General features: G+C 45.0%; 10 protein-coding genes. 7 read left to right on the forward strand and 3 right to left on the reverse strand.

Annotated features, from left to right (window positions below):
- Positions 1-118: 118 nt before the first annotated feature.
- Positions 119-1,294 (reverse strand): homocysteine biosynthesis protein, encoded by a 1,176-nt coding sequence (locus DESAL_RS19260; RefSeq protein WP_015853643.1) that lies wholly within the window; start codon positions 1,292-1,294, stop codon positions 119-121.
- Positions 1,295-1,641: 347 nt separating this feature from the next.
- On the opposite strand from DESAL_RS19260, the gene DESAL_RS19265 reads away from it, so the two are divergent.
- The 6 genes from DESAL_RS19265 (at position 1,642) to DESAL_RS19290 (ending at position 10,423) form a co-directional block, all read left to right on the forward strand.
- A complete protein-coding gene (locus DESAL_RS19265) occupies positions 1,642-2,946 on the forward strand; it encodes a DnaA ATPase domain-containing protein (protein WP_015853644.1) in 1,305 nt (434 codons plus the stop codon).
- A 134-nt stretch (positions 2,947-3,080) separates the two neighbouring features.
- The gene (gene dnaN / locus DESAL_RS19270) at positions 3,081-4,244 is read left to right on the forward strand and encodes a DNA polymerase III subunit beta (protein ID WP_015853645.1); all 1,164 of its coding nucleotides are present in this window, start codon (positions 3,081-3,083) and stop codon (positions 4,242-4,244) included.
- Positions 4,244-6,640: a DNA topoisomerase (ATP-hydrolyzing) subunit B gene (gyrB, locus tag DESAL_RS19275; RefSeq protein WP_015853646.1), complete on the forward strand. Its 2,397-nt coding sequence runs from the start codon at positions 4,244-4,246 to the stop codon at positions 6,638-6,640. The genes dnaN and gyrB overlap by 1 nt, the downstream gene beginning before the upstream one ends.
- Before the next feature lie 12 nt (positions 6,641-6,652).
- Positions 6,653-9,106 carry a DNA gyrase subunit A gene (gene gyrA / locus DESAL_RS19280; RefSeq protein ID WP_015853647.1) on the forward strand — a complete coding sequence of 818 codons (2,454 nt, stop codon included), beginning with the start codon at positions 6,653-6,655 and terminating at the stop codon, positions 9,104-9,106.
- Positions 9,106-9,894 carry a tetratricopeptide repeat protein gene (locus tag DESAL_RS19285; RefSeq protein ID WP_015853648.1) on the forward strand — a complete coding sequence of 263 codons (789 nt, stop codon included), beginning with the start codon at positions 9,106-9,108 and terminating at the stop codon, positions 9,892-9,894. Before gyrA ends, DESAL_RS19285 begins: the two co-directional genes overlap by 1 nt.
- Positions 9,895-9,928: 34 nt before the next feature.
- Positions 9,929-10,423, forward strand: a complete 495-nt coding sequence (locus tag DESAL_RS19290; RefSeq protein ID WP_015853649.1) for a YfbU family protein — start codon at positions 9,929-9,931, stop codon at positions 10,421-10,423.
- Positions 10,424-10,478: 55 nt separating this feature from the next.
- On the opposite strand, the gene DESAL_RS19295 is transcribed toward DESAL_RS19290, so the two are convergent.
- The gene (locus tag DESAL_RS19295) at positions 10,479-11,399 is read right to left on the reverse strand and encodes a LysR family transcriptional regulator (RefSeq protein ID WP_245543842.1); all 921 of its coding nucleotides are present in this window, start codon (positions 11,397-11,399) and stop codon (positions 10,479-10,481) included.
- Between the two features lie 45 nt (positions 11,400-11,444).
- Here DESAL_RS19295 and DESAL_RS19300 point away from each other — a divergent pair, with 45 nt between their 5' ends.
- Positions 11,445-11,792 (forward strand): carboxymuconolactone decarboxylase family protein, encoded by a 348-nt coding sequence (locus DESAL_RS19300; protein WP_015853651.1) that lies wholly within the window; start codon positions 11,445-11,447, stop codon positions 11,790-11,792.
- 48 nt (positions 11,793-11,840) lie between these two features.
- Here the strand turns inward: DESAL_RS19300 and DESAL_RS19305 are convergent, their stop codons facing one another.
- A complete protein-coding gene (locus tag DESAL_RS19305; RefSeq protein ID WP_015853652.1) occupies positions 11,841-12,944 on the reverse strand; it encodes a hypothetical protein in 1,104 nt (367 codons plus the stop codon).
- Positions 12,945-13,002 lie beyond the last annotated feature (58 nt).

Consider the following 13,002-nt stretch of genomic DNA (forward strand, 5'->3'; position numbering starts at 1 on the left):
ATATTCGCAAGAAATGCGAACAAGGAGAATGACTGTAACTGCCTGTAACAGTCAATAAAAAAATCCGGCAGAAGGTTTTCCTTCTACCGGATTATAATTTTCTATTGCCAGAGGTAATCTAGTCAGATTCAATCTCTTCCACTGGCTCAGTCAACAGGAATTCACCCTTCTGAATCCAGTCCTTGAGCTTGTCAGCGATTTCAAGGGAAATGGAATGACTGGTCAACGGAACGGTGGGGATATCCTTACCGTTCAGGCTGATTGATCCGGACTTGAGTTCCTTCATGGTTACGTGGGCAAGGATGTTTCCTACGCCGTTGGGGTAATCGTAACCGTAGTCCTTTACGGGCATCTGGATATCTTCATCGGAAACACCGGTATACCAGGCCATGTCCTCGTTGAGGATGGGGATGGGGATACCTACGCCGATAGAAGCTGTGCAGCCGTAACCGGGGAAACTCAGACCGCGGAAATAGCGGGAATCCATTTCAGTTACATTGCTGGACTTAAGCATAAGCGTACCGGAAGGGGTCAGCGGGATGCCGCGCTCATTACGCTGCGGGGTTTTCACATGCTGGGTTCCGGCTCCGATAACGTAACCTTTAGCACCGGCAAGGAAAATGCGTGTACCCATACCGATAGTCTTCAGGTACGGATCATTGAAAAGCGGGGAAAGCTGTCCGGCAGTGGCAAAGTTAACATTGCGCTGGTTTGGCTTAAGCGGTCCCATGTAAGTGTAGACGGTCCTGCTGGTCATGTTCACCGCGGCATTGTAGTTCTGGTAGCAGTTGCGCGGGTTAAGGATGGATACGTCCTTGAGGTCCTTGAGGGAAACGTCTTTTTCAATCTCACGGCGCGGGTAACAGTCAGTACCGTATGCCTTAGCTTTAAGACGAACAGTTTTACCGGCAATGAGATCTTCGATTACATGCCCTCCACCGTAAGCAAAGCGTCCGGGATGAACCTTGTTCAAGGGATCATCGTCAGAAGGCTCTGTGACGCCTATATAGGAGTCTACAGCGGCCAATCCTGCATAACAGGGGACGTTGTTCAGCCAGACCTCGGAAGTCTTGATAAGCGGCGGAACCTGCCCGATGTTGAAAAACATGCCGGAAGAGCACATAGGGGAAAAAGTCCCGGTGGTAACTACATCTATCTCTTTGGCTGCTTCAACCTTGCCTTTAGAACGGACGATTTCGACCATTTCTTCAGCATTGACGACTACAGCCTTACCTTTCTTAATTCGTTCGTTGATTTCACTGATTGTCTTATTGACTTCAAAGGTGGTGGCCATTGGAAAGACTCCGTTTGGAATTTGGTTACTGGCTGGCCTGACAAAGTTTTCCACAATACGTTCAAAAATGATTTTTCCGGGCAGGGACGCCCTGTGCATTTGAGTGTAAAGTCAGACCAGCAAAGATTGTGGCTTAAATAGCCTCTGATTGCAATTTTATTTTTTTCAGGGGGTAGATATTATTTCGCTTGATAAAAACGTTTTAAGGGCGAATATGCCTTGGCTTAAGCTATATAATAATGTATAAGAACGTGTGGTTGCGGGGGTTGAGAAAATTCGGATTTTTTACATTTTTTTTTATTTTTATTTCAACAACTTAGAACACCCCTAAAAAATATAATATTCACGTGAAAGAAGCACTGAGAAATCACCTTTTAAATTCATGCTCTGATTCCGAGCTGGCACGCTGGTTTGACCCCATAAATATCGACATCTCCGAAAAAAACGGGGAGGTTGTTGTCACATTCCCACACGCTTTTTTCGGGCAATGGTTCAAATCAAGCATACAGGATCGTTTTGAGGAACAGCTGGGCCAGTTTCTGGGCAGCGGATTCTCTATATCCTACTCAAATAACGGATCAAACCACACCTCGGTTCAAGAGCAACCCGTCAGCGTCAAGAAAATCGACTTTCCATTCGGGCACAACTTCACTTTTGAAAACTTCCTGATCGGCAAAAAGAACTACTTTCCCCTTGCCTCAGCCAAGGAAGTCGCCCGTGTGGAGAATATTTCATTCAATCCCTTTGTCATTTGCGGTAAAAGCGGATCAGGGAAATCACACCTTCTAAAAGCCATAGCCAACGAAGTCTGCAAAAAGGTAGACCGGGAAAAAGTATTCCTCGGCAACGTTGATGACGTGCAGAATATCTACTCTGTCCGTTTCGGCGGTGACATCATGCGTGCAAGGAATTATTTCTTTGATTTCGAATACTTTTTCCTCGATGACCTCAGGCAGATTAAAAAATACGAACATCTGCAGCAGGAACTCATCTCCATTTTCAACAACTTTTATGAACATGGAAAACAGATGGTCTTCAGCTGTACCGACAAACTGGCTTCCTATGACTTTTTGAACAAGAACCTCAAATCAAGGCTCGAATGGGGACTCATCGTCACCCTGAAAAGGCCGGACCTGGAGATCAGGGCCAAGTATGTTCAAAAGCAGTGCAAACTGAAAAAACTGCCGTTGAGCAAGGACCAGATCCTGACTCTTTCCCAAAGATTTCAGGACTTCAGATACCTGCAGGGTATCATCATCAAACTTTCTGCATTCCGTGAACTTGTGCGCAAGAACATGGATGACCGGGATTTTGAACACATTCTTAGTAACACGGAAGAAAAGGCTGACGAGACCCTTACACCTGAATACGTAATTGAGTCCGTAGCCTCCCATTTCAACCTCAAACCATCCGACCTTACAGGGAGCAAAAGGCACAAAATGACTGCCCACGCCAGACAGGTGGCTATGTACCTTTGCAGGGAACTTTTAGGAATTTCATACCCGGCCCTGGGACGGACATTTGGAGGGAAAGACCACTCAACTGTTCTTTATTCGGTAAAAAAAATACAAGAATTACAAAGAGATGACAGAGTTTTGAAAAGACTGTTGATAGACTTGAAGAATAAGTGTCTTTTGCGTGTCTCAAACTGAACAAGTTCAAAAAGAGTGTAGGTTTGTTACTTAAATACGACATGAAATGTGCAAAAAAAACTAAATAAATTCGAATACTTACTGTGAATAGAAACATAGGAACCGACCTAATAAAAAAAACAAGGAGAATATATATGTATTTAAAGGTGAATAGGGATGAAGTGATCGAAGGATTGCAGAAGTCTGCCAGCATCATTCCCGCCAAAACAGGAGCTGCGTATCTGCGCACCATCTGGCTGAAAAGTGATGGTGGTAACCTGCGTATCATGTCCACTGATTCCAATCTGGAATTCTGCGGGACATATCCGGCCGAGATTATGGAAGAGGGACTTGCAGGAGTACAGGGACGTGCTTTCTATGATCTGGTCCGTAAACTGCCTTCCGGTGAACTGACCATCAAGAATGATGCTGACGGTTCTTCCATTCTGGTTGAGCAGGGTTCCAGAAAATACAAGCTGCCTGTGAATGATCCCACCTGGTTTCAGAAATTCTCCTCTTTTCCTTCTGAGGGCGCAGTATTCTGGTCCGGCGATTTTCTGCTTGAGCTCATTGAAAGAATCGCCTTCTGCATCAGTGATGAGGACAGTATGGAAGCCATTGCTTGCATGAACATTGTACCTGCTGCTGATGAGAATGGTAAGTTTGTGGAAGTATGCGGCCTGAACGGACATCAGTTCGCACGCCTTAAATTTATCAATGATGATATCCATTCAATTCTTCCTGAAGAAGGAATCCTTATTCAGAAGAAATATCTGGTTGAACTTAAAAAGTGGCTCACCGAAGATGAGATTGAACTCAGCCTCAGTGAAAAGCGTCTTTTCTTTAAGACCGCAGACGGCAAGGAAACTTTCAGCCTGCCGCTGAGTTACTACCAGTATCCGAACTACAAGAATTTCCTGTCCAAGCTCAATGATGATGATGTTTCGCGCATGAAAGTGGAAAAATCCGAGCTCTCTATGGCTCTGGACCGTATCTCCATTTTCAACACCGATTCCAACCGTTGTGCATCCTTCCTGTTCAACCCCGGCGAGCTGGTGCTCTTCTCACAGGGTCAGGAAGTAGGTACTGCGACCGAATCCATGGAGATTGAATTTTCCGGCGAAATGGAACGCATTGCTTTCCCCACCAAGAACCTCATTGAGATCCTTGGGCACTTCCAGTCCGACAAAATCAACTTCACCCTGACCGGAGCCGAAGCGCCCTGCGGCGTTACCGGTGGTGATGACAACGAATATCTCGTTATCGTCATGCCCATGAAGGTTCAGGAAGAGACTTACTACAGCGAGGAAGACGTTTAATGGCTCCTAACCAAGATTACAGCGCGGAATCGATTACCGTCCTTGAGGGACTTGCCGCGGTTAGAAAAAGACCTGCCATGTACATCGGTTCAACCGATATCAGGGGTTTGCACCACCTTGTTTACGAGGTGGTCGACAACTCCATCGATGAAGCCATGGGCGGGTATTGCGACAAGTTCAAGGTAACCCTGCATATGGATAACAGCGTAACCGTATCCGATAACGGCCGCGGTATTCCTGTTGATATCCATCCCAAAAAGAAAAAACCGGCTCTTGAAATCGTTATGACCGTGCTTCATGCCGGTGGTAAGTTCGATAACGATGCCTATAAAGTTTCCGGTGGTCTGCACGGGGTTGGTGTTTCCTGCGTAAACGCCCTTTCTGAGCATCTTGAGGCTACAGTTCGACGCGGGGGTAAGATTTACCGCCAAAGTTACGAGAGAGGGGTTCCTACGGGTCCTCTGGAGTGCATCGGTGATGCAGTGACTACCGGTACAACCATCCGTTTTCGTCCTGATGAGGAAATTTTTGAAACCAACCAGTTTGATTTCAACACCCTCAAAAAGCGTTTTCGCGAGCTGGCCTACCTGAATAAAGGTCTTGAAATTGAATTTGTCGATGAAAGATCAAACGAAAGTGCCAGCTTCAAGGCTGACGGCGGTATTGTTTCTTTTGTTGAAGATTTGAACAAAGGGCAGACCACAGTCAGTGAAATTATTTATGCCGAGTCCGAGACCGACAACGTAATTACTGAACTGGCTGTGCAGTACAACACTGCCTTCAAGGAAAACACCCACACCTTTGCCAACAACATCCGTACTGTTGAGGGTGGAACACACCTGGCAGGTTTCAAGGGTGCCCTGACCCGTGCCATCAATACTTACATTCAGAACTCTGACCTGCCTAAAAAGCTTAAAATCAAGCTTTCCGGTGACGATGTTCGTGAAGGTCTTACCGCGGTCATCAGTGTTAAACTTCCTGATCCGCAGTTCGAAGGTCAGACCAAGACCAAACTCGGTAACTCCGAAATGGTCGGTATTGTTTCCGGTATGGTTTACGACAAGCTTTCTTCTTATTTTCAGGAAAACCCCAAGGATGCAAAAGCTATCGTTGAAAAGGTAGTTGATGCCGCTCGTGCAAGGGATGCAGCTCGCAAGGCTCGTGACCTTGTCCGCCGCAAGGGTGCTCTTTCCGACCACTCCCTGCCCGGTAAGCTTGCCGACTGCCAGTCCAAAGACCCGGCCGAAAGCGAACTCTTTATCGTTGAGGGTGACTCCGCGGGTGGTTCTGCAAAACAGGGCCGTAACCCGAAACATCAGGCTATCCTGCCCCTGCGCGGTAAAATTCTGAACGTTGAGAAAACCCGTTTTGACAAGATGCTCGGTAACAAGGAAATCCGGGCTCTGATTACTGCAATGGGTATCGGTATCGGTCAGGAAGAGGGCGAAAAGGATTTCGATAAGCTGCGTTACCACAAGGTCGTTATTATGACTGACGCGGATGTTGACGGCTCCCACATTAGAACCCTGTTGCTGACTTTCTTCTTCCGTCAGTATGAAGAGCTTATTGAGCGTGGTCATCTCTACATTGCGCAGCCGCCGCTGTACCGTATTGCCAAAGGTAAATACGAAAAATTCATCAAGGATGATTCCGAACTCTACTCCCTGCTTATCGAGAGAGTTGCCAAGGATATCACCATCAAAACCGAATGCGGTCAGGAATATCATCAGGAATCTCTAATCGAACTGCTTGATGACATCCGTTTTATCAAAGGCAAAATCGGCGAAGCTGCCAACATGGGTATTTCTGATGCCCTGTTCGCAAAACTGGTCAGCCTTGATGAAAAAATGACTCCGGAGATGTTTGCCGACAGTGATCCGCAATCTTTTATCTTCAAAATGGAAGAGTCCGGTTACAAGGTCATTATTGAGCGCGAAGAGACTGAAACCGAGGGTGAAGCCCGCGTTTACGTTGTTTTTGAAAACGAAAACGGGCACCGCACCAGACTGGCAGTTGAATTCTTCAACTCCAAGCTGTTCCGCAACACCTATGACCGTAACCGCAAAATCGTAGATGAGTGCGACGGTATCGACTTCAAAATCACCCGTGGTGAAAATGAAACCGAAGTCAGAGGTATTTTCAGCCTGCTCGACGGTGTGATGGAAGAAGCCTACAAAGGTATCAACCTTCAGCGCTATAAAGGTCTGGGTGAAATGAACCCCGAGCAGCTCTGGGAAACCACCATGGATCCCGAGAAGAGAACCATGCTGCAGGTAACCATTGAAGACGCAACCGCTGCCAACGACATCTTTGAAGACCTCATGGGTGATAACGTTGAGCCGCGCCGCGAATTTATTGAAAAGAACGCTCTCGCAGTTCAAGAGCTTGATATTTAATTCGGAGAAACAATGTCTCAAATCACAATTGAAGAAGAGCTTAAGAAATCGTACTTAGAGTACTCCTTGAGCGTAATCATCGGCCGTGCGATCCCCGATGTAAGGGACGGGCTGAAGCCTGTACACAGGCGTATTCTTTACGCCATGCACGAGCTTGGTAACACTTACAACAGGTCCTATAAGAAATCGGCCCGTGTTGTCGGTGACGTAATCGGTAAATATCACCCGCACGGTGACTCTGCTGTTTACGATGCCTTGGTACGTATGGCGCAGGAATTTTCCATGCGCGATCCGCTTGTAGACGGTCAGGGTAACTTCGGTTCCATTGACGGCGATGCTGCAGCGGCTATGCGTTACACCGAAGCAAGAATGTCAAAACTCAGTTCCGAGTTCCTGGCCGACCTTGAGAAAAAGACTGTCGATTTCCGCGACAACTACGATAACTCCTTGCAGGAACCTTCTGTCCTGCCTACCAAGGTTCCCAACCTGCTGCTGAACGGTACTTCCGGTATTGCGGTTGGTATGGCTACCAATATTCCGCCTCACAACCTCGGCGAGCTGATCAACGGTACCGTGCATCTGCTCGATAATCCCGAGTGTGAAATCGAAGACCTTATGGACTTTATTAAAGGTCCTGACTTCCCCACCGGAGCACTTTGCTTCGGCGGCAAGGGACTTCGTGAGGCTTACCTGACCGGGCGTGGTTCCATTAAAATTCGCGGTGTTGTTAACATCGAGGAGAAAAAGAACGGCCGTCAGTCCATCGTTATCACCGAGATTCCCTACGCACTGAACAAATCCAGCATGGTTGAAAAGATCGCCCAGCTGGTTGGTGAAGGTAAGATCGAAGGTGTTTCCGACCTGCGTGACGAATCTGACCGTAAGGGTATCCGCGTTGTTGTTGACCTGAAAAAGGGTGCAATCGCCGATATTATCATCAATTCCCTGTACAAGTTCACCCAGCTGGAACAGAGCTTCGGCATCAACATGATGGCTGTTAACGCCAACCGTCCGCAGCTCATGAACCTGAAGCAGATTCTGGCTGCATTCCTGGAACACCGTCGCGAAGTCATCATCCGCCGCACCCGCTTTGATCTGGATAAATGCGAAAAACGCGCTCACATTCTCGAAGGTTTGCGCATCGCACTGGATAACATCGATGAAGTTGTTAAAATCATCCGCGGTTCCAGTAACGGTGATGAAGCACGTATCGGTTTGATGGATCGTTTCGAACTTTCCAAGGTTCAGGCTCAGGCTATTCTCGACATGCGTTTGCAGAGACTGACCAACCTTGAACACGAAAAACTTCTTGAAGAATATGCAGAGATTCTCAAGAAGATAGAATACTTCAAGTCCATCCTGGCTAATGAGGAAGTTCTGAAAGGAGTAATCCGTGACGAGCTGGTTGAGATCAAGGACAACTACGCCACCGAGCGTAAGACTGTTCTCATGGATCACAACCCTGATGATATCGACATCGAAGACCTGATCCCCGATGACGATGCGGTTATTACTCTTTCCAGACGCGGCTACATCAAACGTACTCCGCTTTCCAACTACCAGAAGCAGAAACGCGGCGGTAAAGGTATTGCCGGTGTTCAGACCAAGGATGGGGATTTTATCCACACCTTCCTGACCACTTCGAACCACCAGTACCTGCTGCTGTTCACTTCCAAAGGTAAGATGTTCAAAATCAAGGTTCATCAGGTTCCCGAAGCAAGCCGCATCGCCCGTGGCGCGCATATCGCCAACCTGCTGCCTCTTGAAAAGGACGAGACTATTGCCACTGCAATGACAATGCGTGAGTTCGAAGAGGAGTGTTTCTTCCTGTTCGTAACCAAGAGCGGTATGATTAAACGTTCTTCCATTGCTCTTTACCGCAACTGCCGTCAGTCCGGTATTCGCGCTGTAGCCCTGAAAGAAGGTGATGCACTGATCACAGTTAAGGAAGTCAGCGCAGATTCCGAAGCCGTACTGGTTACCAGAAACGGTACCTCCATCCGCTTCAGCTGTCAGGATGCAAGAGCCATGGGTCGCGTAGCCAGCGGTGTTAAAGGTATTGCACTGCGTCCCGGCGATGAGGTTGTTTCCGGTGTTGTTACCGGTGATGAGGAACGTGTTCAGCTGCTTACCATCTCCGAAGGCGGTTACGGTAAACGTACTGACATTGATCAGCATCGTATCCAGACCCGTGGCGGTAAAGGTATCATCAGCATGAGGGTGACCACTAAGACCGGTAAGGTTCTTGGTTCAATTATGGTTTCACCTGAAGATGAAGTTGTTCTGCTTACCTCCGGTAACAAAATTATCCGTATGGGCGTTAAAGATGTTTCCCTTGTTGGCCGCGCCACTCAGGGTGTTCGTCTTGTTCGTATGGATGACGGTGATCATGTTGTCGGTTTTGACCTTGTTCAGGATGCAAATGAAGAAATAACTTCCGAGCCTGAAGGTGAAGAATCCGAATAATGAAGAGATTCTTGATTATAATAATCGCATCCCTGCTGCTTATGGCGCAGGGATGCGATAAGCCTAACGATAACAGATCAGAAGTTATCGATAAGGCTAGGTCTAGTTTTATCAGCGGCTTTTACAGTGATTCGGAAAAAGGATTCGAAAGATACCTGCAGGATAACCCGCAGGGAGAGCATCGTTTTGAAGCCTGGAATTATCTGGTAAAAATTGCTGCTGAAGTTCGTCACGACAGCGAGCGCGGTGCAGCAATTCTTGAAGCCATGTATCTTGAGTTTGGTCATAAACCTGACCTCGCTTCGAAATTAAAGCTTCAGCTGGCAGAAATGTATATTCGTACCGGCCAGTATAAAGAAGCTGTTGAAGCTTTGGAAAAAAGCCTTGAATATTCTGAACAGACTCAAGAGCAGCTTGATTCAAAACGGACTATGCTTGCTGAAACTTTCCGCAAGTTAAGAAATTATGATCTGGCAATTTACACATACAACGACATAGCCAAAAGTACCGATAACCCGCGTACTAAAGCCCGGGCTATTTTTGAAATGGCTCACACACTGACCCTTATCCAAGCTTGGGAAAGGGCGGAATCAGAACTTGAAAAACTACTCAAAATGGAAGGTATTTCTGAGGATATTCATGCTGAAGCAGTCTTTATGCTCGCTGATATTTATGAAGACAGGCATGAGTATAAAAGGGCCGTAGAATTGCTGGAAGGGATTGTTGATACTTATCCCAACCCTTACGCAGTGCGATATAAGCTTGATTATTTGAAGAAGCGGTATTGAAAATTTTAATTAACTGATTTGAGGTGGATTTATTATGAAATTGACACGTTATGAAAGAATCAATCTTGCAAATCAATTTAAGATCTTAGCTGATCTCAATGATGATGAAGGCTATTTAATTTATAGCAAAATTTTGGAAAATGGATATGAAGATGACTATCATATTATTTTTGATAATTATGATGAAGTTTTCACCCAAGATAGATGTGAATTTGTAAAAAGTGTTCTTGAAATGTATGAGTTTATACAATTAGCAGGCAAAGAAAGTAAAAATGAATTGATACTTGAACACAGATTTTTTAAATTTAGAGGGTATGACGGCAATAATGAGGGTCAATACATGCGCTATGCACGATTTGTAATAAATGATCTTGATATGTGGGATTATCTTGAAGTAGCCAAAAAAGATTTAAATAGCCATATGCCTATGCATCATAGATATTCAGCAATGTTAGATGTTTTTGTAAATTGTGAAGATAAGTATAATCTCACTGAGGGTGAAGTATTAGATATACTTGATGCAAAATAAGTTAGCAGCTCAATTTTTATAAATTGAGCTGCCAAAATTAAAAGAAATCGTATCATCATATAACAATCCCCAATCCCTTCGCAATAAACCCGCCGAAAACCGAAATAACTTCCGATCTTATTCCGGGTTGAAATCTCAGGTCTATGTAAATTGATTCTATGGGCGGTAGTCCATCTGAGGGAATTGCATGCCTGCATCCATTTGCTGTTGTATCTTTGGTTACTACTGCTATTGCCAAGCCTCCTTGAACTGCTGCAAGCAACCCTGCCAGACTGGGACTTCCATAGGCTATGCGGTATTTACGTCCAATCTTATTTAAAGCTTTCAAGCCGTTTTCACGATAACAGCAGACCGGATGAAATAGTGCTAAAGGAAGTTCTTCCACTTCTGATGGGTCCATTCTTTGCGGTAAAATCCAAGTCAGCTCCAGTGGGGCAGAATATTTTGTTTTTACCTTATCTGTTGCAATAACGAGATCTAATTGTCCGTTTTTAAGCATTTTGCTCAGGGTCGGAGTATCATCACAAAATACATCTATCTGAACCTGAGGATGGTTCACGGCGAATTCCCTAAGTATGCCGGGAAGGTGTTTCATGGCGTAATCGTCCGGGGCTCCAAGGCGTATTTTTCCATGGAGGGTAGGAGCGGATACAGCAGTGAGGGCTTCATCGTGCAGCTTGAGTATTTTGGATGAATACCGGTAAAGAATTTCTCCTTCCACGGTTAAAGTAACTCCTCTTCCGTCACGTTTAAAAAGCAGGCATTGGAGGTCTTCTTCAAGCTTTTTTATTTGCATGCTTACTGCTGCCTGCGTCTTGTGAACAAGACCTGCTGTGCGGGTAAAACTGCCTGTGTCTGCTGCGACAACAAAGGAACGAAGTAGGTCAGGAGTTAATTGTGCTGTTTTAAAGATATCAAACATTCTTATGTCGTAGATAAAAAACATTAGTTTGTCTAATGTCTGTGAGTCAGTCATTCTCTCCAAAACAAGAGGTTAAAACCATGAACAAGGAGACTGGTAATGGCTGAAAAACAAATAGAAATACATAAGCAGATTGGTGAAAACTGGGGAACGTATATGAAATTGATGCCCGAGGTAGGGGATCTTTATGACCAATTTCATGGTGAGGTTTATAAAGACGGAACAGTTAAAGCCAAGGAGAAAAGATTGATGGCTATAGTGGGGGCATTGGTCAGTGGTTGCAGGGCATGTATGCTTTACCAGACCAAAGAAGCTCTGAATCTTGGTGCCACTGTTGATGAAATTCTTGAGACTTGTGCCGTGGCAATTTCACTAGGCGGAACGATGGCTGCCGGGGAAGCAACACACATAATGGGATTTCTTAAAGAGTTAGGAAAGATTGATTGAGATGAAAACAAAAACGCCGGTTCCATTTGGTTCCGGCGTTTTTATGTCTTACTCTTCAAAATCATAAACCGTGTAACTACTCATCAGTTCCAGCATGATGTACGTGCTTGTATTTTCCCTGATACAAGTGGCAGCATCAATAATCATTTTGAGCTTAATACCAAATTCATTAAGGATGGATTTCTTACGCTCCTTAATGATTTTACTTGCGTATTCAGGATTCATACTTGAAGAACTTATCGATAATCCTTTTGTGAAATAATATATGTTTGAATTACGTATGAGATTTTCGATTCCATGCATTCCAAACTCATCATGAATTAGTTTCAGTTTGAAAAGACTCATTGCAATATCTTCAGCAGGTAGCTCATCTTTGACAGCAGGAATGAGCAGGAGAGGGCCGTTTTTAATTAGCCTCTCTTGCATAGAATTATCTTCAGGAAAATTATCAGCCAACCTTGCCGCGAAGTCGCGGTCGTTCTTTTTATCCAGCAATTCCAGCAGAAACTCTTCAATCAGATTAAGAAGCTGTTCGTACTGAAGATATGTTGATTTGCGTAGCTTGTTGGTTTTTTCAATGAATTCATTTTTTCGAATGTCATCGATGGCATAGGCAAAAATTTTGGCGCTGAAATTATCTTCCAGCCTTTTTAATACAATATTCTCAGCTTGTGCTTTTTGACCGAAAAGAGACTTTATGTTCTTGGCTGCCAGATTCCACCATGAAATTAAGTCATGAATATCATTATGATAAAAATTAAATCTTGGAAGATTATCCGAAAATTCGGCTAATTCTCCGGAAGTATTCAATATGGATTCATCAAGACTGATAGTAGGTACTTGAATTTTGCCCTCTTCCTTCAGTTCCTGAACCCTGTCCATAAGGTCTTCGCAAGTTTTTTCAAAACGTGAGAAAGGGATATTCAGTTCTCCGTTTTCATAGTTCTGAATTATCTTATTAATCCTTGCAGCACGGACCATGTTGAAGTTTTCCAATACTTTTCGGCGAGCCTCTTCTGAGAGGAGGATTAAAATTTTTGCTGCTGTAGCATTGTTGATTTCGCGGTTAAATATTTCCTGTAAGCAGAAGTCAGGAAGCAGACCGAGAGAATCTAATTTGTACTGCTCGTTAAGTGCTGAAATATCGGTCATAGTCATTTCTCTCTAAAAAGAACGCGAAGTTACTGTATGTATTTAGGTCACCGGAGAC

It is taken from the genome of Maridesulfovibrio salexigens DSM 2638, from assembly GCF_000023445.1.
In the GTDB taxonomy this organism is placed as follows: domain Bacteria; phylum Desulfobacterota; class Desulfovibrionia; order Desulfovibrionales; family Desulfovibrionaceae; genus Maridesulfovibrio; species Maridesulfovibrio salexigens.

Excerpts from the sequence above, each read along its gene's own strand:
- DESAL_RS19305 (WP_015853652.1), bottom strand. The coding sequence starts at position 12,944 with ATGACCGATATTTCAGCACTTAACGAGCAGTACAAATTAGATTCTCTC.
- DESAL_RS19290 (WP_015853649.1), top strand. The coding sequence starts at position 9,929 with ATGAAATTGACACGTTATGAAAGAATCAATCTTGCAAATCAATTTAAG.
- dnaN (WP_015853645.1), top strand. The coding sequence starts at position 3,081 with ATGTATTTAAAGGTGAATAGGGATGAAGTGATCGAAGGATTGCAGAAG.
- gyrA (WP_015853647.1), top strand. The coding sequence starts at position 6,653 with ATGTCTCAAATCACAATTGAAGAAGAGCTTAAGAAATCGTACTTAGAG.
- DESAL_RS19300 (WP_015853651.1), top strand. The coding sequence starts at position 11,445 with ATGGCTGAAAAACAAATAGAAATACATAAGCAGATTGGTGAAAACTGG.
- DESAL_RS19260 (WP_015853643.1), bottom strand. The coding sequence starts at position 1,294 with ATGGCCACCACCTTTGAAGTCAATAAGACAATCAGTGAAATCAACGAA.
- DESAL_RS19295 (WP_245543842.1), bottom strand. The coding sequence starts at position 11,399 with ATGACTGACTCACAGACATTAGACAAACTAATGTTTTTTATCTACGAC.
- gyrB (WP_015853646.1), top strand. The coding sequence starts at position 4,244 with ATGGCTCCTAACCAAGATTACAGCGCGGAATCGATTACCGTCCTTGAG.
- DESAL_RS19285 (WP_015853648.1), top strand. The coding sequence starts at position 9,106 with ATGAAGAGATTCTTGATTATAATAATCGCATCCCTGCTGCTTATGGCG.